This is a genomic window from Spirillospora sp. NPDC048819 (genome assembly GCF_040650055.1).
Taxonomy (GTDB): Bacteria; Actinomycetota; Actinomycetes; order Streptosporangiales; family Streptosporangiaceae; genus Spirillospora.
This window is the reverse complement of sequence record NZ_JBEZGN010000022.1, coordinates 131,508-150,888: the sequence shown is the minus strand read 5'-3', so window position 1 is coordinate 150,888 and position 19,381 is coordinate 131,508. Positions and strand designations below refer to the sequence as shown.

The following is a 19,381-nucleotide window of genomic DNA, read 5'->3' as shown; positions in this document are numbered from 1 at the left end:
GGGTGAAGCTCCCCCGCACCAGCCAGCACCCCGCGCCAGGCCGCCCGGAGCGTGCGGCGTGGGCGCCGGTCACCGGACGGCCGCGCCGGGCCGCGCATCGCGACACGTCCGCCGCCCCCGACCACCCGGCCACCACGGGGTACGCACCGCCGCCCAGTCACCAGCGCTCATCCAGATCTGACAGTTCGCTGCGGAAGCGACGAGCATCCCGCCGAGGCAGCGCATGCGCCACCGCCTCCAAGTAGGTCCGCACCTCCCAGGGGTCCGTACAGCACCCCCAGTAGCCACAGCCCTCGTACTTGGGATCGTAGAGCCGGTGGTAAGGGTCTCCGAGGAACTCCGCCCACAATCGAAGGGCCTCAGCCGTAGCCCCGGGCCACATGCGGACGTGCTCGAATCTGACCAGGACGGCAACGCCGTGAGGAGACAATCCCGGGATGGGCACGAAGCGCCCTCCGCCTTCCGGTCGGAGCGGTGGCAACTCCCATCGAAGTTGAGCCGGCCGTCTACGCGGCATAGCCCTTTCGCATCGACATGCCGCACATCGTGACACGGGCCCGCCTTGAAGACCACGCGATAAGCAAGGTAGTCCCAGAGCTGGGCTGGAAGGGTGCGGGGCTCCCCCCGACCCGATGTGTCGATGATGGCGGCGGCCGGAACCCGTCAGCCGCTAGGTACAGGTCTCGTCGGGCCGGGGGGAGGAAGGTGGGGGAAGAACAGCGGCTACGCCGCACGCCTACGGGCACCACGGGGACCGCCCCGCGCGCGTCCGCGGCGTGCCCTGATCGTGCCCGTTGGGGTGGTCGGTAGCGGGGTGCTACGGTCACTTGCGGATCATGGGCTGTGGCTGTTGAGCTGCGTCGGGGCTGGTTTCAAGATCGGGAACCGATATCTTCCAAACTGGCGGCGTCCGCTACCTCTTGCAGCGATCAAGGGCTGGATGTGAGGGCAGCCGCCTCACGGACTGCGCGTTCGTACTGGTTCCGTCGGAACGTGAAGGGACCGAAGCTCCCGTAGTCGCGCCTGGGTCGGTGGGGCTGAGCAAACCCCCGCCAGGTCACCAGGTCGTCATCAATGAGCACGCGCGCTTCAAGCGGCCAGCAGCCGACCTCGCCGCAGTCGCAGCCGAGTAGGGCGATCACGCCGCGCTTCGCCCAGTAGGCGGAGTCTGTTTGTCCCATGAGGTAGGCGGCCAGGTCGCCGAAGTTGAAGTGATCGAGCACGATCCCGGCGTATGCGCCAGGTGCGTCATAGCCGGCGGCGTGCTCGAAGCCGGAGACGAGGTCCACAAGGCTGACATTGTCGATGTACGGCAGGAGCTCGCGGGCGGGGTCCGGTCCGTCCCCCCATGGCCGGACATCGAAACGGACCTTGCGCATGAGCGGCGAAGTTGGCATAGGCCAAGTTTGCCGCTGGTTCGCATGATCCGGTGATGCGATGATCGGCACGCGCGTCAGGTTGGCCATCAACGGCGACTCACTTCCTGCGACTCCCCGTTAGTGTGCAAGCCACTGGTCTTCTGGCTCCTGTGGGAGCCACGTTGGGAGCCACCCGAGCCAAGCGTGCGAACTGATCCGGACGGGGACCGGTGATCGTTTGGGGATCTACGGATCAGAAGGTCAGAACATGGGTCCGCAGTTGGCGCCGTGCCCGTTGCGTGCCCGTCAGGGCGGACGATCAAGGGGACGTGCGGTCCTCAGCGGGGTTGAGGGCACGTACTGACAGGTCAGTGGGTTCGCTGGTGATCGTTGATCAAGGGACGAGACTTCCTAAGCTGATGGCGCCTGCCAGCCGAAAGCGCCTCCGATTAGTGAGGGCACATCGGGGGCACATGGGTTCACGATCATGCGCGAGACGATGAGAACCACCGAGGGCAATAGCTCCAGGTCAGAGCAGCAGCGGGCAACATTGCCGCAGGTCGCGATCTTGGGGTGGTCAGAACTCAGTCTTCTAGACGTACACCTGTAGGTGCGGAGCGTGTGCGCAAGAGCGCAGGCTTCCAGACGAACCGATTCCACTCGGTTCGGGTAACCGCAGTCCCCTGCCGGGGTCGTGAAGATCAGCCGAGCTGTGACCGGGGCACCGTCCGGCGTCTCCCACGGCAGCGTCACCGGCGCAGGCGGGAAGTCGGCCGCCTGCATGTGCTCGGCCAGCAGCAGCCGCACAGACTCCGATAGCGGGATGTCGCGCTCCTAACCGCGCATCGCTCAGTGATGGCCGCTCCGACCGCGACCACCCGTTCCACCAGCCACGGCTCGATGGACGTCGACCCGAACGCCCCGTAGTCGCCCGCCCGCAGGAGTTGGTCACCCTCAGGCACTCGCCGAGCCGAGATCACAGACGTAGGAAATGAGAACACGGGAGGGAGGCAGAAGAAGAAAGCCACCAGGCCGCATACCGAGCGATGCCCACGCGGAACACGTGGTACGGAGGGTGGCCAGCATGAGCAGAGTCCATGGCCCTATCTATACTCCGACCGTGGAGTACGAAATGTGGTTCGGGCACGACACAGAAATCGGACCGAAGGACCCATCGCGGCCGCTTCGCGACTCGGATGGCAAGTGGAATAACGTAGAACTAGTTAATCTCGGTCCGATGGTGGCTCACGCCGTAACCACTGGAACCACTAGGCCGGCGTGCGGTACGACTCACCGGACGATGCTTCCGCAGGGTTGCGCTTGGACAGATCCCGCGCCCGAGAGAGTCAAGGTCCGGCGATGCCCGGCTTGCCTCGAGAAATGTCCCATCTGATCAAAACTTGAACCGTGCGCCGAGCGGCGGTGCTAACGAAGCGAGTTGGGACCTCAGTCCTCGCGTTGCTGGAGCCTTGTCCGGGCTAGGGATCACCAGGTTGTCGCTGTCGAAGCGCCGAACACCACCGTAAGGGGCAGTCATCAGTCATTCAGGCAGAGGCGCCCGCGCATTGCGACCCGCCGCCGGCGACGGTCCCAAGGGGCGCTGTGGGGCGTGTGTCGCCGCCTCAGTCGTCCTCTGTTTCCACGAGGCCCATGGCGAAGGCGAACGTCGTTACGAACTCCCGGTACGCCGGTGCAGTCTCATTCGCCGCCAGGGCTGCCAAATCGTCGACCAGCCGCCGCTTGTCCACGTCGGAGAGCTGGTTCAGCAGGTAACCTGCATACTCCATCTGCTGCATCGCCGTGTCGTCGTCCAATTCCGACTCATCGCAGGTCTCAAAGAACCACGTGTACGCGACCACTGCCTTGAGGAGCTGTGTGACCAGCTGGGGAGATTCGCTCATCGTCGTATCCCACCACGCCCTACCGACAGCCGGAGCATTCGCGGAACGAAGCCTCAGCGCATCGGCCAATACGGGGGGCGCATCGCCGTCCTACTCCTCCGGAGTGCTCGTTTACCGGAACTTCGGATCCTGGCTCACACCGATACATGCCACCACGCGCGCCTCGTCTGCGCTCAGGAAGAGCAAGAAGAGGTAAGCCGGCTCGAGTTGCGTCACCCACCACAGGAGCACCTCTTCCAGTTCACAGGTTCGAAGGCTGCGAAGCGCGACGGCGAAGCCGAGCGTCGGAATGCCATTCTCACGAGTGATGGCCTCGCGCGCCGCGTAGGTCGCGATGAGATCGGAGACGGGCACCAGACCCGAACTGGCACTTGGCTCCGCTCCCGTGAGCAAAGCCTCGCGACATGCACTGTAGGCGTCCTGGTCACCAACCAGCAGCGCGGCTAGGGTCTCTCGCTCCATCGTTTCATGGTGCCCTACACCCTTTGATCAAGGCGGAGCGGGGGCTACATGCCAGGGGCTACGGCGACCTGGTGGGAATGGTGCGAGGCGGCCCCGATGCGAGGTGTTGAGGATGGCGGCAGCCAGAACCGAGGCTGGCGGCTTACGCGCCACGCCACCCTTGACAATTCCGTGGTCATCGGCGGTTTCTCGTTGGTCTGAGGGGGAGGCCGTGCTTCAGGGCCATTACGTACAGGGTTCGGGTGAGGAACAGGAGGATCAACGGTGTACCGAGTGTGATGAGGGCGCCGTACCACCAGGCGTACTGGAAGTACTCACCGATGTTCTGGGACCAGGCGTAGATAAGGAAGATCCACATCAGGAGCGAGGTCGCCAGCATTGGCCAGCTACTGTCCACGCCCGGTGTGGTGAAACGTCGCCAGTGGCCGCGAGCGGCTCGATCGTCTTCGCGGTGCGTATCTGGTTTGTGGCGGATTGGTGGGGGGATCGGCGCGGTCAGGTAGGCGATCAGTCCGCTGAGGATCCGGCCCAGAGTCCGGGCGGTGGCCATGACGTCAGTAGACCATCGGGTCGGAATGAGCAGAAGACCTGTTTTGGAGCACTAACGCGAGGGGTGCCCCCACCAGGGGCGCCCCTCGCGTTAGTCGGCGTAGCTGGGGAGGGTGCGTTCGTGGGACTCGCGGAGTTCGGACAGCGGGATGCTGAACAGCTCCTGCTGGTCGCCCTCGGGGCCGCGGCCCGTGACGCTCAGGGAGTCGCCGCCCGCCACGCCGATCTGGGTGACGGGGACGCCCGCGGACTCGCACAGGGCCGCCAGGCGCGCTTCGGCGCCCGGGCGGACCGCGACCATGGCGCGGGCCACCGACTCGCTGAACAGTGACACGAACGGGTCGCCCGGCAGTGTGATCCGGGCGCCGAGGCCGCCGCGCAGGCACGACTCCACGAGGGTCTGGGAGAGGCCGCCGTCCGACAGGTCGTGGACGACGGTCACCAGCCCGTCGCGGACGGCGTTGACCAGGACGGACGCGAGCGCCGCCTCGGCCTTCAGGTCCACCAGCGGCGGCAGGCCGCCCAGGTGCCCGTAGACGACGTGCGCCCATTCGGAGCCGCCGAACTCCTCGCGGGTCTCCCCCAGCAGCGCGATCGTGGCGCCGTCGGTGGTGAGCGACATGTTCACACGGCGGCGGACGTCGTCGTGGACGCCGAGCACGCCGATGACCGGGGTCGGGTTGATCGGCGTGGCGCCGGTCTGGTTGTAGAAGCTGACGTTGCCGCCCGTGACGGGGATGCCTAGGTACTGGCAGCCGTCCGCCAGGCCCTCGACCGCGCGGGCGAACTGCCACATGACGCCCGGGTCCTCCGGGGAGCCGAAGTTGAGGCAGTTGGTGACGGCCAGCGGCCGTGCGCCTGTGGAGGCGACGTTGCGGTACGCCTCGGAAAGCGCGAGCTGCGCGCCTGCGTACGGGTCCAGGCGGGTGTAGCGGCCGTTGCCGTCGAGGGATAGGGCGATGCCCAGGCCGGACTCGTCGTCGATGCGCACCACACCGGCGTTCTCCGGCATGGCCATGACGGTGTTGCCGAGGACGTAGCGGTCGTACTGGGACGTCACCCACGTCTTGCTGGCGAGGTTCGGCGACCCGGCCAGCCACAGGACGGTACGGCGGAGTTCGTCGCCGTTGGACGGACGGGTGAGGCGGCCCGGCGTGTCGGACTGCAGCGCCCCGAGGTCGTGCGGCGGCTGCATCGGGCGCTCGTACACCGGGCCCTCGTCGGCGGCGGTGACCGGCGGGAGGTCGACGATCGTCTCGCCCCGCCACGTCATGACGAGGCGGCGTGTGTCGGTGACCGTCCCGATCACGGTCGCCGGGATCTCCCAGCGGGCGCAGATCTCCATGAAGCGGTCGACCTTGTCGGGCGTGACCACCGCCATCATGCGCTCCTGCGACTCGCTCATGAGGATCTCCTCGGGGAGGAGAGTCGCGTCGCGGAGGGGGACGGCGTCGAGGTCGACGTGCATGCCGCCGGTGCCGGCCGCGGCCAGCTCCGTCGTCGCGCAGGACACACCGGCGGCGCCGAGGTCCTGGATGCCGACCACGAGGTCCTCGTTGAACAGCTCCAGGCAGCACTCGATGAGCAGCTTCTCCATGAACGGGTCGCCCACCTGGACGGACGGCCGCTTCTGGTGCGACTCCTCGTCGAACGTCGCCGAGGCGAGGACGGACGCGCCGCCGATGCCGTCCGGGCCCGTCAGGGCGCCGAACAGGATCACCTTGTTGCCGGGGCCGGGGGCCACGGCGCGCTGGATGTCCTCGTGCTTCATCACGCCGACGCACAGGGCGTTGACGAGCGGGTTCTGCTCGTAGCAGGCGTCGAAGACGGTCTCGCCGCCGATGTTGGGCAGGCCGAGCGAGTTGGCGTAGCCGCCGACCCCGGCGACCACGCCGGGCAGGACGCGCTGGGTGTCGGGGGCATCGGCGGGGCCGAAGCGGAGCGAGTCCATGACGGCGATGGGTCGGGCGCCCATCGACATGATGTCGCGGACGATCCCGCCGACGCCGGTCGCGGCGCCCTGGTAGGGCTCCACGTAGGACGGGTGGTTGTGCGACTCCACTTTGAAGGTGACCGCCCAGCCCTGGCCGACGTCCACGACACCGGCGTTCTCGCCCATGCCGACGAGTAGCTTGTCGGTCTTCGGGGCCTTCTCACCGAACTGGCGCAGGTGCACCTTGGAGCTCTTGTACGAGCAGTGCTCGCTCCACATCACCGAGTAGATCGCCAGCTCGGACGAGGTGGGACGGCGGCCGAGGATGCCGCGGACGCGCCGGTACTCCTCGTCGTTCATCCCCAGTTCGGCGTACGGCTGCGGGCGCTCGGGGGACGCGGCGGCGATCGCCACCGTGTCCGTGCCGGGATAGACCGGGGCGGACGTCTCGATGGCGGGCTGCGGGCCCGTCCCGAGGCCCAGCGCGGGCTGCGGGCCCGTTCCCCGGCCGACGGCCCGCTGCGGGCCGGTTCCGGGGCCTACGGCGGGCTGAGGGCCCGTTCCGGGGCCCGCCGGGGGCTGCGGGCCGGTGCCGCGTCCGTCGCCGGGGACGGGCGGCTGCGGGCCAGTGTTCAGGCCGATCAGGGGCTGTGGGCCCGACCCTGGGCGGACGGCGGGCTGCGGGCCTGTTCCAGGGCCGCCGATCGCAGGAAGCGGGCCAGTGCCCGGGTGGACGGCCGGCTGCGGGCCGGTTCCCGGGCCAACGGCGGGCTGCGGGCCGGTTCCCGGGCCAACGGCGGGCTGCGGGCCCGTGCCAGGGCCGACGGCAGGCTGCGGACCTGTTCCGGGGCCGCCGATCGCAGGAAGCGGGCCCGTGCCCGGGTGGACAGCGGGCTGCGGGCCGGTTCCCGGGCCTACGGCGGGCTGCGGGCCGGTTCCGGGGCCGACCTGGGGGTTGGGGCCGGTGCTCAGCGTCGGCTGTGGGCCGGTGCCGATTGCGGGCTGCGGGCCCGTGCCCGTGCCTACCGCAGGCAGCGGGCCCGTGCTCGGGCCGGATGGGAGCGGAGGGGCGAAGGGCGTCTGGGCGTCGACCGCGGGCTGCGGGCCCGTGCCCGTGCCTACCGCAGGCAGCGGGCCCGTGCTCGGGCCGGATGGATGCGGAGGGGCGAAGGGCGTCTGGGCGTCGACCGCGGGCTGCGGGCCGGTGCCGGGCCCCGCGACGGGCTGGGGGCCGGTGCCGGGGCCCGCCAGCGGCCGGGGGCTGGCGCCGGGGTCTGCGGGCGGGGGCGGGGCGGTGTAGCCGTTCAGGTCGGGCGTGGTGAGCGTCGGGTCCGCCAGGGTGGACGTGGGGTCGCCGACCGGGCGCTCCTCTGCCAGGGCACGGGCGAACTCCTGGTCCGGCCCTTCGAAGGCCGCCTCTTCGGGCGCCGGGCCGCCGAACGCCGGGCCACCGCCGAGCACCGGGCCCGGCTGGGCCGTCCTGATCATGGCCTGGACGGTCGGGTCGACGTCGACCCGGATGACCGGCTGCGGCTGGACCCCGGGGCCGGGCCGGCCCGCCGGCTGCGGCTGGGCGGCGGCGGCCGGTTCGGGCAGGGCGGCGGGCTTCGCGGCGGGCTTGGCCTCGTCGAGCATGGCCTCGAAGGCCTGGGTGACCGACGGGTCGACCGGCTGGAGCTCGGGGTCGTCGGCGTCGGACTTGAGCTCGCCGAGCCACTCCATCGAAGGCTCGTCCGAGGATTCCCGGGTGGCGCGCCCGGAGGCGTGTGGCGGTTGCTCGCTCATGCGTTGACCAGTCTCTTGACAATGGAGGTGAAGAAGCCGAGCCCGTCGGTGGACGGGCCGGTCAGTGACTCCACGGCGTGCTCGGGGTGCGGCATGAGCCCGACCACGTTGCCGGCCTCGTTGCAGATCCCGGCGATGTCATCGAGGGAGCCGTTGGGATTCAGGTCCAGGTAGCGGGCGACGATCCGGCCGGTGTCGGCCAATTCGGTCAGCGTCTCCCGGTCGGCGGTGTACCGGCCGTCCCGGTTCTTGATCGGGATCACCAGCTCCTGGCCCTCCCGGTACTCGGTGGTCCAGGCGGTGTCGGCGTTCTCCACCAGGAGCCGCTGGTCGCGGCAGACGAAGTGCAGGCCGGCGTTCGGCAGCAGCGCGCCCGGCAGCAGGTGCGACTCGCACAGCACCTGGAAGCCGTTGCAGATGCCGAGGACCGGCAGGCCCGCCTCCGCGGCGGCCGCCAGTTCCGTCATGAGCGGCGCGAAGCGGGCGATCGCCCCGGCGCGCAGGTAGTCCCCGTACGAGAACCCGCCGGGCAGGACGACTGCGTCGACCCCCTGCAGGTCATGGTCGCCGTGCCACAGGGCGACCGGCTCGGCGCCGGCCAGCCTCACGGCACGTGCGGCGTCCTTGTCGTCGAGAGAACCGGGGAAGGTGACGACCCCGACCCGGGCAGCATCCATCTCTTCTGTTCCTCCGAAATGTGGGGCGGCCGGGACGGGCGGTATCTCCTCCGCCGATCACCCCGCTGCGCGTCGTTTCCCCCGCGCGCGCCTACCAATCTACCCGGCGCTGTGCATGAGTTTGCGGTCGAGGCGCCGGACGAGGGCCTCATCCCGCCAGCTCAGCCGCTTCCGCAGGTGAACGACGGTGCCTCTGTCGGGCGAGGTGTCGATGTCCAGGTCGTCCACCAGCGCCCGCATGATCTTAATCCCGCGGCCGGACTCGCTCAAAACCCCCCTGTCCTCGGGGGCCGGGCGGGGCCCGCGGCCCCGGTCCATGATTTTGAGCACACAGGCGCCCTCGTCCACGTGGCCTGTGACCTCGTACTCACCGGACGCGCGGGCGTGCTGGACGACGTTCGTGCACGCCTCGGAGGTGGCGACCAGCACGTCGTCGACGCAGTCCTCGGAAACGCCCAGCCCCCGCAGCGCGTCCCCGACCACTCGCCGGATCACCGGGATGCTCAGCGCCTCGCGCGGCAGCGAGAGCGAGAACCTCATATCCACCCGGACACCTCGTCCATGCCCCGGGCTTCCTGGCCGTTCCCCCGGTCCCCGGAGCGTGCTCGACGACTCGACGCAGCTAACACTTCCCCGGCGGAATCTTCCGTAATCGCTATACTCACGGCTCGTTGCGGGAAAGCGCCGTGGAACGCGCCACTCCATCCAGCACCAGAACGGCATTCCATGCCATTTCCGGCTAGAGAACGCGGACCTCGTAGTTCTCGATTACGGGGTTGGCCAGCAGCGTCTCGGCGATCTTGCCGACCTGCTCGAGGGCCGCCTCGTCGGCCTCCCCCTCGACCTCCACCTCGAACCGTTTGCCCTGCCGGACGGCCACCACCCCGTCGTACCCCAGCTGCGGCAGCTTCCGTGCGATCGCCTGCCCCTGCGGGTCCAGGATCTCCGGCTTGAGCATGACGTCGACGACGACACGCGCCACGACCGCCCCCTCACTGGTCTGCGCTTTTTCCTTACGATCCTGAAGCGTACGGCACCATTGTCCATCACGGACCACCCGCACCCCCGGAGCCGCGCGATGAACATCGAGGACCTCACTCCCGCGGAACGCCGCCTTTGGGAGGCCTTCCCGAAGGGCGAATCCGTCGACCTGTCATCCGGAGACCCCGCCTACGACGACCTCGGGCAGGCCGACCGGTGGGGGCGCGAGCGGACGGTCAGGGCCGAGGTCCTCGTCGCGCTGCTCGTCGGCGCGGTGGAGCCCCAGCCGGGCCAGGTCGCCGCCGTCCGGCTCACCGGCGCCCGCGTCACCGGTTCGCTGAACCTCGGGCACGCGGAGGTCAGCGTCCCGCTGGCGCTGACCGCGTGCTCGTTCGACGAGGCCCCGCACCTGTACTGGGCGAGCATGAACAGCGTCCACCTGATGCGCTGCCGCCTGCCGGGCCTGATCGCGTCCGGTACCCGGGTCGACGGGCACCTGTGGCTGGAGGGCAGCCGGATCTCCGGGGGCCTGTGGCTGGACGGCGCGAACATCACCGGCATCCTCAACATGTCGGGCGTGCAGCTGGCCAACCCGGGCGGGGACGCGCTGCTCGCCGACCGCCTCACCGTCGAGGCGAACGTCTACTGCGACCAGGGCTTCGCGGCCAACGGGGAGGTCCGGCTGCCCGGTGCCCGCGTCGGCGGCCAGCTGATCTTCCGGGGGGCGCGGCTGCACAACCCGTCCGGCGCCGCCCTGTACGCCAGCCGCCTGGACGTGGCCGCGAACGTGTTCTGCGACGGCGGGTTCACCGCGGAGGGCGAGATCCGGCTCCGCGGCGCCCGCGTCGGCGGCTACCTGTCGTTCGTGGGCGCGCGTCTGTCGGCTCCCCAGCGCACCGCCCTGAACGCCGACGACCTGGGCGTGGAGACCGACGTCTACTGCTCGGACGGCTTCAGCGCGGTCGGCGCCGTCAGCTTCGCCGGCGCCCGCATCACCGGGCAGCTCAGCCTGCGCGACGCCGTCCTGCGGCATGAGGAGGGGACGGCGCTCAGCGTCCAGCGCATCCAGGCGGAGGAGCTCCTCCTGCGCACCGCCGAGCCGATCCAGGGCATCGCGGACCTTTCCTACGCCCGGGTCAACCTGCTGCGCGATGACGCGAAGTCCTGGCCGGAGCGCCTCCAGCTGGACGGCCTGCAGTACGAGACGCTCGAACCGCCGCTCACGGCACGCGAGCGGCTCGACTGGCTGCACCGCGACACCGACGGCTACGCTCCGCAGCCCTACGAGCGTCTGGCCCAGACCTACCGTGCCCTCGGCCTGGATTCCGACGGGCGTTCGGTCCTGCTCGCCAAGGCCCGGGACCGCCGCAAGACGCAGGGCGTCCCCCGCAAGATCGTCGGCTGGCTGCAGGACGGCCTGGTCGGCTACGGCTACCGTCCGTTCCGTGCGGCGAGCTGGCTGATCGGCCTGCTCGCCTTCGGGACGATCGTCTTCTCCTTCCACAAGCCCGCCATCCTGAACAGTGACGACAGCCCTCACTTCAACCCGTTCATCTACACGCTCGACCTGCTCCTGCCCATCGGCGACCTCGGTCAGGAAAGGGTTTTCGCTCCCGATGGCGTCTACCAGTGGATCGCCATGTTGATCGTCACGGCCGGCCTGCTCCTCGGGCTGACGGTCGCCGCCGGAGCCACCCGGGCCCTCTCCCGCGAATGAGCCCGCCCCGCCACGGTCGTGGTGACGGTGGCGTGTATCACGTTTGGGTCAGGGGATGTGCCTCAGGGTAGGGACCTCGGTGGCGGACTTGCATCGCTAGGTGTGATGTCTGCCACGATGGCATAAGCGGCTTTTGTCCCTTACCGGGGCCCAACGCCGTTGACATCGGCCGAACGTGCGGCGATCCCGCGCGACGGCCCCGAACGAGGAGTGTCATCGATGACGATCGACTCCGTGCGCGGTGCGCCCGACACCCCCGAGCTCGCCGGGCCAGAGCTCGTCCAGCTGCTCACCCCCGAGGGCGAGCGCGTCGAGCATCCCGACTACCCCCTGGACCTCAGCGCCGAGGAAGTACGCGATCTGTACCGCGATCTCGTGATCGTGCGGCGGATCGACCTGGAGGCCGTGGCGCTCACCCGGCAGGGCGAGCTCGGCATCTGGGCGTCGCTGCTGGGGCAGGAGGCGGCGCAGATCGGGTCAGGACGCGCGCTGTCCGAGCACGACATGGTGTTCCCGACGTACCGGGAGCACGGCGTGGCGTGGTGCCGGGGGCTGGAGCCGCTGAGGCTGCTCGGCCTGTTCCGGGGCGTCAGCCACGGCGGGTGGGACCCCGCCAAGTACGGCTTCCACCTCTACACCATCGTGATCGGCAGCCAGACGCTGCACGCGACCGGGTACGCGATGGGCATCCAGCGGGACGGCATCCTGGGCACATCGTCCGCGGGCGCGACGATCGCGTACTTCGGGGACGGGGCCACATCGCAGGGCGACGTGAACGAGTCGTTCGTGTTCGCCTCGGTGTTCAACGCGCCCATCGTGTTCTTCTGCCAGAACAACCAGTGGGCCATCTCGGAGCCACTCGAACGGCAGTCCAGGATTCCGCTCTACAAGCGGGCACAGGGATTCGGGTTCCCGGGCATGCGAGTGGACGGCAACGACGTCTTCGCCTGCCTGGCCGTCACCAGGAAGGCTCTGGAGAACGCCAGGACGGGGCAGGGCCCGACCCTCATCGAGGCGTACACGTACCGGATGGGCGCCCACACGACGACGGACGACCCCACGCGCTACCGGCTGAAGGCCGAAGAGGAGGCGTGGAAGCTCAAGGACCCGATCGAGCGCGTCAAGGCGTACCTGGTGCGGAACGACCTCGCGGACTCGGGGTTCTTCGAGAAGGTCGACGACGAGGCCAAGCAGACGGCCAGGGAACTGCGGGAGGCGTGCCTGGCACTGCCGGACCCCGAACCCCTGGCGATGTTCGACAACGTGTACGCGGACCGGCATCCGATGATGACCGAGGAGCAGGAGCAGTTCGCCGCCTACCTGGCCTCGTTCGAGGAGGAGGCGAAGTGACCACCCTGACCCTCGGCAAGGCGCTGAACGAAGGCCTCCGCAAGGCCATGGAGAACGACCCCAAGGTCCTCATGATGGGTGAGGACGTCGGGAAGCTCGGCGGGGTCTTCCGAATCACCGACGGGCTGCAGAAGGACTTCGGCGAGGAGCGGGTCATCGACACGCCGCTCGCCGAGTCGGGCATCGTCGGAACGGCGATCGGGCTGGCGCTGCGGGGCTACCGCCCCGTGTGCGAGATCCAGTTCGACGGGTTCGTGTTCCCGGCCGCCGACCAGATCATCACGCAGCTCGCGAAGATGCGGATGCGGTCGCTCGGCGCGCTGTCGCTGCCGGTCGTCATCCGCATCCCGTGCGGCGGCGGCATCGGGGCGGTGGAGCACCACTCGGAGTCGCCCGAGGCGTACTTCACGCACACCGCCGGCCTGCGCGTGGTGGCGTGCTCGAACCCGGTGGACGCGTACGCGATGATCCAGCAGTCGATCGCGTCCCCCGACCCGGTGATCTTCTTCGAGCCGAAGCGGCGGTACTGGGAGAAGGCCGAGGTCGACGTCGAGTCGGCCGACTCCGACTGGGCGCCGCTGCACCGGGCCCGGGTCGTCCGGCCCGGTGAGCACGTGACCGTGCTGGCCTACGGGCCGTCGGTGAAGACGTGCCTGGAGGCGGCCGCCGCGGCCGCCGAGGAGGGACGGTCGCTGGAGGTCATCGACCTGCGCTCGCTCAACCCGCTCGACATCGGCACCGTGGTGGACTCGGTCAACCGGACGGGACGCTGCGTCGTCGTCCACGAGGCGCCGGTGTTCAACGGGTTCGGCGCCGAACTGGCCGCCCGGATCACCGAGAAGTGCTTCTACCGGCTGGAGTCGCCGGTGCTGCGGGTCGGCGGGTTCTCCACGCCGTACCCGCCGTCCCGCATCGAGGACCATTACCTGCCCGACCTCGACCGCATCCTGGATGCCGTCGACCGGACCTTCGCGTGGTGACGCCCGTGAGCCAGCCGAAGATCTTCAAGCTGCCGGACGTCGGCGAGGGCCTGACCGAGGCCGAGATCGTCAAGTGGCACGTCCAGCCCGGTGACACCGTCGAGATCAACCAGACGATCGTCGAGATCGAGACCGCGAAGGCGATCGTGGAGCTGCCCTGCCCGTTCGAGGGCGTGGTGACCGAACTGCTGGTCAGCGAGGGCGAGACCGTCGACGTCGGCAAGCCGATCATCTCCGTGGACGCCGACGGCGAGGGCGGCGTCGCGACGCCGGTGTCCGAGCCTCCCGCGCAGGCGGCGGCGATCAAGGAGGACGGCGTGCCGCGCGTCGAGGAGCCGGGCATGGTGTCCCCGGAGGGGCCCCCGAAGCGGCAGCCCGTCCTCGTCGGGTACGGGGTCAAGGAGGGCGCGACCAAGCGCCGTCAACGCAAGGCGACCAACGGGACGCCGCCGCCGGCGGCCACCCCGGCCCCGGCTCCGGCCCCGGCCCCTGCGCCCCAGGCGCCGCCGGCTCCTCGTCCACAGCCTGTGGAAAACGGGTTGCCGCTGGCGAAGCCGCCCGTCCGGAAGATGGCCAAGGACCTCGGCATCGACCTCGCCACCGTCACCGGATCGGGCCCGCAGGGGTCGATCACGCGCGACGACGTCCTCGCCGCCCAGTCCGCGGCGGAGGCGCCGCAGGTGCCCGCCCAGGCGGGGCCGCGGGAGGAGCGGGTGCCGGTCAAGGGCGTCCGCAAGGCGACCGCGGCGGCGATGTCCGGCTCGGCGTTCACCGCACCGCACGTCACCGAGTTCCTCCAGGTCGACGTGACGCGGACGATGGAAACCGTGAAACGCCTCCGCGAGCTGCCCGAGTTCGCGGACGTGAAGGTGTCGCCGCTGCTGCTGGTGGCGCGGGCGCTGCTCACCGCCGTGGCGCGGAACCCGCAGGTGAACTCCACGTGGGTGGACGACCCGTCCGGCGACGGCCGTTCCGGCGCGGAGATCGTCGTCAAGCGGTACGTGAACCTCGGGATCGCGGCCGCCACCGACCGAGGCCTGATCGTCCCGAAGGTGAAGGACGCGCAGGACCTCGATCTGCCCGGCCTGGCCCGCGCCATCAACGCCCTGACGGAGAAGGCGCGGGCGGGCAAGGCGTCCCCGGCCGACCTGTCCGACGGGACGATCACGATCACCAACGTGGGCGTGTTCGGGGTGGACACCGGGACCCCGATCCTCACCCCCGGCGAGGCCGCGATCCTGGCGTTCGGCCAGATCCGGGACATGCCGTGGGTGCACGAGGGCGAGCTGGCGATCCGGAAGGTCACCACGCTGTCGCTGTCGTTCGACCACCGGATCGTGGACGGCGAGCTGGGGTCGCGGGTGCTCCGCGACGTCGGCGACATGCTGGAGGACCCGATCCGCATGCTCGCCTGGGCGTAGCCCGGGGATCGACGGTTTCGGAGGCCGGTGCCGTGCAGGCGGCACCGGCCTCACACTTTTCCGGGGGCGGGCGTTCAGGGGACGGGCGGGTTGTTCTCTCCGTCGTAGGTGCGCTCGTCCCGCCTCTGCTGGAACCGCGGGCCGCGCTGCTGTCCACCGGTACGCGACATCATCAGCAGCTGAAGCGCGAACGACACGCCGCCGACGATGATCAGAATCACGCCGATCACGTGAATGTCCACCGGGTCCGTCATCGCGTCCGGGCTGATCGCGAACTTGAGGATCAGTCCGAGCGTGATCGTGAAAACACTGACGCCGACACCCATGCGATGACCTCCGCCAGACGATCCGTAGCCGTGCTCTTTAACTATCCGTTCGGATCGCCGGTCACACGTCGAACGGGCGGCAGGTCACCGCGACAGGCCGTCCCCTTCCGCGACGGGTTCGTCTCCGTCGCCGGACCGGCGGGCGTTCAAGGTCGTGATCAGGCACACCAGGAGGCCCAGCGCGCCCCCCGCCATGAGGACCACGCCGAAGATGTGCAGCATCCACGCGTCGGAGTTGGTCTCGTCTTCGACCGTGAACGTGAGGAGCGAACCGAACAGGAGGCAGAAGAGGGCGAGGAGAAGGCTGGGAGCGGCACGCATGTCGTGGATCTCCTGCACTACGAGACTGGAACCTTGTTGACCTTTCCGAAAGGGCCACCGTCGAAGACGACGGACGTGATGTCCCCCGATGGCGCTGGTACATAGACGAAGCCGCGGACCGGCTGGTTCAACCCCGTCCGGAAAACGGCGCGTCCCGGGTCGACGTAGGCGCCGGAGGAACCCGGCGTCCCCGGCCCGATCCGGACAGCGCGGTAGACGGTCTTGTCCCCCGGCACCTGGATGGAGAACGAGGTGAACACGCCTCCCGGGTAGTCCTTGTGCACGTAGGCGGCGTCGGGCGGGGTGGTGCCGGGTCCTTCGTTCACGATGTCGAACACGGCGACGATGTAGGCGCCATCCCGGTAGAAGGGTTTGACGTCCAGGCGCCGTTTCGCTTCACCGAAACGGCCGTAGCGGCTGGCGACCGTCTTGCCGTCGTCCGGGCGGAACCCGGCGGGCGCGGCGGCACCGCTTGGGCTCGTGGACGGGCTCGCCGAACCCTCCGACGGCCGCTTCACCTGATAGGAGATTTCGACGCGCCGGTTGCGGGCGCGTGCCGTGGCGTCGTCGGCGCCGCCCTCCTGGGCGACCGGCTCCGCCTCGCCCATGCCGCGCGCCGTGTAGGTGAAGCCGTCGCCGAGCCGGGTCTTCATCTCCTTCAGGACGGCCTCGGCGCGCTCCTTGGACAGCTTCAGGTTGTCGGCGTCGCCGCCTTTGGTGTCGGTGTGCCCCTCGAACGTCAGCGGGCGCATGGCCTTCGCCTTGATCTCCTGCGCGGCCTCGTCCAGGACGGTCTTGGCCCGCCCGGACAGTTCGGCGGAACCGGTGGAGAACAGCACGTCGGTGTGCAGGTTGACCGTCACCCGCGAGCCGCTCGACGCGACGTCCTTGATCTCGCCCTCGGTGATGTCGTACAGGTCGGCGGGGTTGCCGCGCAGCCGGGCCGAGGACGCGGCGGACGCGTCACCGGTTCCGGTCACGGGAACGCCGGTGAACTCCCCCGCCGTCCCCGGCGTGAGCACGGTGACCTTCTCGACGCTCGCCGGAATCGCCGGATACTCGGCGGCCATCTCACGGGTGGCGCCGGGCGCGAACCCGTCCCCGCTCGTGGACCCGGTGGGCCGGTAGAGCAGCCGTCCGACCGGATCGAGGAGCCCGATGGCGAACCTCACGGACTTCGCGGACGAGTCCAGAGACGTCACGCTGTAGCGCAGCACCGACTTGGTGCCCTGCCGCTCGACGCCCTTGATCTGGACACGCGCGTGCAGCCCGTCCGCCCCACCGAACCAGCCCTCCTTGGCGAACGCACCCCCGGCATTCGCCGGGCTGGCGGCCCCACCGGCCCCGGCCGTCGGCGGATCAACCTTCTCCGCCCCACCGGCACCACCACAGCCGGCGAGGAGCAGCAGCCCCGAGAGGAAGGCGGCGAGGGGCAAGGCATGGCGCATCGATCATCCGTCGGGGGGAGAGACGGGCGGGGGACGCGGGCCAGAGTAGCCACCGCCGACACCCCCCGCCATATCTCCGCCATATCTCCGCCAAGGACACCCTGGATGCGCTTGAACCGTCAGCCGACTTGGGAGTCCGCCGTTCTCTCCGGATTGCCGGACGAGCAGCCCCGCTACCTCCTTCAGCATGGTCTCGGCTTCCAGATGCACGACGCCGATCACCCGCATCGGGAGCGCCGACACGGTCGGGCCGACATCGGGTGGAAGGAGCCGGAGCAGTGACCGACTGGACTGAGTCGACATGCCGTCGTGGACGTCGGCACCGAAGTTCGACCACATCGCACCTGAGGTGCGGCGCGCCTTGGACGGGGCCGTCTTCGTCGCCCAGAACGCCCACGTGGACGCGGTCTCGAGGCACGCAAGCGTCGGGGACGCCTGGCCACCCCGGAGATATTCGACACGCTCAAGGTCGCCAGGCATCTGCTTCTCGGACGCGGGCGCTACCGTCTCGGTGAACTTGCCACATCCCTCGAACTCGCTGAGGGTCTCCCCCGTAGGACTGACGCCGCACCGGGCGGCCTATGGCGCGCTCGTGACCGCACGCATTTTCACACTCCTGGCCGAACGCGCCCGCACGCTCGAAGCGCTCCACGACATGATGGGGACGGGAAGTGCGGATGAACCGGGCATCACCACCTGACCACGGAGATCAAACCACACCGGGCAGCAGTCACGTCGAAGTGCAGTTTTATCAGCAAGCAGCCGATCGAATGAGCTTTTCAATGTCCTGCGCGTCGACTGCAACAAGCGACGAGCCCGTGACATCGCCGGTGTCATACGCGACCGACTGCTCGTACTCGCCACCATGAGCTGAGCCGGAGGCGGTCGATCTCGCTCTTCAACCCACCCGCGAGCACGCGACAACTCCAGTACGTTGTGGTAGCGCCTGCGCCCGACTCCCGCAGGCCATAGGTGGTCGCCCCGACTCCGCCCGTACGCCCGCATATGTCCACGCCGGCCATGACACCACGTTCGTGGGAGCTTTGACAGACGGCCATCGTGCGCCCGAGGTTCTCGCTCGTCCAGGCTTATCGCTTGTCTGGGCAGGATTGAACCTCGTCGGACCATCTATCGCGCTACCCCCTCAGAGATCTTTGAGCATCTCAGCGAGTCGCCGGAATTCGCCACTACTTACCAAAACCTTGGGGCCGCCAGGGTCCTTACTGTCCCGAATTGCAACTATCTCGCCGTTGGACGCCAGCTCGATACAAGCATCCCCTGACTCATTGCTGCGGGAAGCCTTCTTCCATACCGCCGCACTCATGTCCATCTTTCCTTAATCGCCTTCCTGATCAGGTCTCTCGTGTCTGATGCATTAAGTGCTTCAGCTTGAAGCGTAGCCATGGTTTCGTTCACTAGAGCTATTTCAGTCGGGGAGGTAGAAGTCTCCCCACCATATGCTTTCGCTGTATAGACAACCTGCCGCTGATCCGGCAGGGTGGCGACTACGAAGGTCGCCCAGATATTCCGAATATATTTGATCGGCGTTATCTGAATATTTATCTTTTCTCGACGAGACAACTCGATGAGGTATTCGAGCTGCTCTCTCATCACCTCCTTACCGCCAACTTCACGATAGAGAACGGTCTCATCCATAACTACCGTCACCGCTGGCGCGGGATCGCGCTCAAGTATCTCTTGGCGACGCATCCTGTTCTTGACGGCATCTTCATCGCTCAGCAGGACTCGCGCGTAGTCCTCTGTCTGAAATAGGCCGTGTACGACTCTCTCTTCGTAGGCGCGGAGCATGCTGGCCGACTGCTCTGCCTTCGGGAAGTTGGCGAAGAATTCAGGGTACTTGTCGGACTTGATGGATTCTAGTAGCTCGTCCCACGCTTCAACGAGGGCCGTGCCGGACTTGAGCGCCCGGTCGAGCCGCAGAGCCGTCTCCCGGCGGCAACGCGTCCGGCCGGCCTCGATCTGCGTGATGTAGCTGCGCGTCACGTTCACCAGGTCAGCGAGTCGCTGCTGGTTGAGTCCTGCGGCCTTGCGGAGACGCCGGACCTCGGCACCGAAGCTCTGGAACTCAGGCTTGATCCTCTGCATTGACACGACACCTCCGGCTGGCGGCACTCGGCACGGCACCATTTGTGAGTCTTTTGAGACTGCTTG

17 protein-coding genes are annotated in these 19,381 nt (G+C 68.7%); 4 read left to right on the top strand and 13 right to left on the bottom strand.

The annotated features are described in order from the left end of the window. Positions 1 to 929: 929 nt before the first annotated feature. The 8 genes from AB0C35_RS27260 to purS all read right to left on the bottom strand — a co-directional run bounded on the left by AB0C35_RS27260 (position 930) and on the right by purS (position 9,647). The gene (locus AB0C35_RS27260) at positions 930 to 1,466 is read right to left on the bottom strand and encodes a hypothetical protein (protein ID WP_358461390.1); all 537 of its coding nucleotides are present in this window, start codon (positions 1,464 to 1,466) and stop codon (positions 930 to 932) included. 1,514 nt (positions 1,467 to 2,980) lie between these two features. Next, the gene (locus AB0C35_RS27255; RefSeq protein WP_358461387.1) at positions 2,981 to 3,259 is read right to left on the bottom strand and encodes a hypothetical protein; all 279 of its coding nucleotides are present in this window, start codon (positions 3,257 to 3,259) and stop codon (positions 2,981 to 2,983) included. A 111-nt stretch (positions 3,260 to 3,370) separates the two neighbouring features. Next, positions 3,371 to 3,721 (bottom strand): hypothetical protein, encoded by a 351-nt coding sequence (locus tag AB0C35_RS27250; RefSeq protein ID WP_358461384.1) that lies wholly within the window; start codon positions 3,719 to 3,721, stop codon positions 3,371 to 3,373. 175 nt (positions 3,722 to 3,896) lie between these two features. Further along, the gene (locus AB0C35_RS27245; RefSeq protein ID WP_358461381.1) at positions 3,897 to 4,271 is read right to left on the bottom strand and encodes a hypothetical protein; all 375 of its coding nucleotides are present in this window, start codon (positions 4,269 to 4,271) and stop codon (positions 3,897 to 3,899) included. Positions 4,272 to 4,361: 90 nt separating this feature from the next. Next, the gene (gene purL, locus AB0C35_RS27240; RefSeq protein WP_358461378.1) at positions 4,362 to 7,988 is read right to left on the bottom strand and encodes a phosphoribosylformylglycinamidine synthase subunit PurL; all 3,627 of its coding nucleotides are present in this window, start codon (positions 7,986 to 7,988) and stop codon (positions 4,362 to 4,364) included. Beyond that, a complete protein-coding gene (gene purQ / locus AB0C35_RS27235; RefSeq protein ID WP_358461375.1) occupies positions 7,985 to 8,665 on the bottom strand; it encodes a phosphoribosylformylglycinamidine synthase subunit PurQ in 681 nt (226 codons plus the stop codon). Before purQ ends, purL begins: the two co-directional genes overlap by 4 nt. A 99-nt stretch (positions 8,666 to 8,764) precedes the next feature. Beyond that, positions 8,765 to 9,205 (bottom strand): ATP-binding protein, encoded by a 441-nt coding sequence (locus AB0C35_RS27230; RefSeq protein WP_358461373.1) that lies wholly within the window; start codon positions 9,203 to 9,205, stop codon positions 8,765 to 8,767. Between the two features lie 199 nt (positions 9,206 to 9,404). Next, complete coding sequence (gene purS / locus AB0C35_RS27225; protein ID WP_358461370.1) at positions 9,405 to 9,647, bottom strand: phosphoribosylformylglycinamidine synthase subunit PurS; 243 nt, start codon at positions 9,645 to 9,647, stop codon at positions 9,405 to 9,407. A gap of 96 nt (positions 9,648 to 9,743) precedes the next feature. Between purS and AB0C35_RS27220 the strand changes: the two genes are divergently transcribed. The 4 genes from AB0C35_RS27220 (at position 9,744) to AB0C35_RS27205 (ending at position 15,114) form a co-directional block, all read left to right on the top strand. After that, a complete protein-coding gene (locus tag AB0C35_RS27220) occupies positions 9,744 to 11,363 on the top strand; it encodes a hypothetical protein (protein WP_358461367.1) in 1,620 nt (539 codons plus the stop codon). Positions 11,364 to 11,582: 219 nt separating this feature from the next. After that, positions 11,583 to 12,713 (top strand): pyruvate dehydrogenase (acetyl-transferring) E1 component subunit alpha, encoded by a 1,131-nt coding sequence (gene pdhA, locus AB0C35_RS27215; protein ID WP_358461364.1) that lies wholly within the window; start codon positions 11,583 to 11,585, stop codon positions 12,711 to 12,713. Beyond that, on the top strand, positions 12,710 to 13,693 hold the full coding sequence (locus AB0C35_RS27210) for an alpha-ketoacid dehydrogenase subunit beta (protein WP_358461361.1): 984 nt from the start codon (positions 12,710 to 12,712) through the stop codon (positions 13,691 to 13,693). Before pdhA ends, AB0C35_RS27210 begins: the two co-directional genes overlap by 4 nt. A gap of 5 nt (positions 13,694 to 13,698) precedes the next feature. Beyond that, positions 13,699 to 15,114, top strand: a complete 1,416-nt coding sequence (locus tag AB0C35_RS27205) for a dihydrolipoamide acetyltransferase family protein (RefSeq protein WP_358461359.1) — start codon at positions 13,699 to 13,701, stop codon at positions 15,112 to 15,114. 74 nt (positions 15,115 to 15,188) lie between these two features. On the opposite strand, the gene AB0C35_RS27200 is transcribed toward AB0C35_RS27205, so the two are convergent. From AB0C35_RS27200 to AB0C35_RS27180, 5 genes are all read right to left on the bottom strand, one after another. Next, entirely contained in the window at positions 15,189 to 15,440 is a 252-nt protein-coding gene (locus tag AB0C35_RS27200) for a DUF6458 family protein (RefSeq protein ID WP_358461356.1), read from the bottom strand. Positions 15,441 to 15,524: 84 nt separating this feature from the next. Next, the gene (locus tag AB0C35_RS27195; protein WP_358461353.1) at positions 15,525 to 15,761 is read right to left on the bottom strand and encodes a hypothetical protein; all 237 of its coding nucleotides are present in this window, start codon (positions 15,759 to 15,761) and stop codon (positions 15,525 to 15,527) included. A 17-nt stretch (positions 15,762 to 15,778) separates the two neighbouring features. Then, on the bottom strand, positions 15,779 to 17,209 hold the full coding sequence (locus AB0C35_RS27190; protein WP_358461350.1) for an OmpA family protein: 1,431 nt from the start codon (positions 17,207 to 17,209) through the stop codon (positions 15,779 to 15,781). 1,144 nt (positions 17,210 to 18,353) lie between these two features. Beyond that, on the bottom strand, positions 18,354 to 18,533 hold the full coding sequence (locus AB0C35_RS27185) for a DUF397 domain-containing protein (RefSeq protein ID WP_358461402.1): 180 nt from the start codon (positions 18,531 to 18,533) through the stop codon (positions 18,354 to 18,356). Next, positions 18,530 to 19,315, bottom strand: a complete 786-nt coding sequence (locus AB0C35_RS27180; RefSeq protein ID WP_358461347.1) for a helix-turn-helix transcriptional regulator — start codon at positions 19,313 to 19,315, stop codon at positions 18,530 to 18,532. The genes AB0C35_RS27185 and AB0C35_RS27180 overlap by 4 nt, the downstream gene beginning before the upstream one ends. Positions 19,316 to 19,381 lie beyond the last annotated feature (66 nt).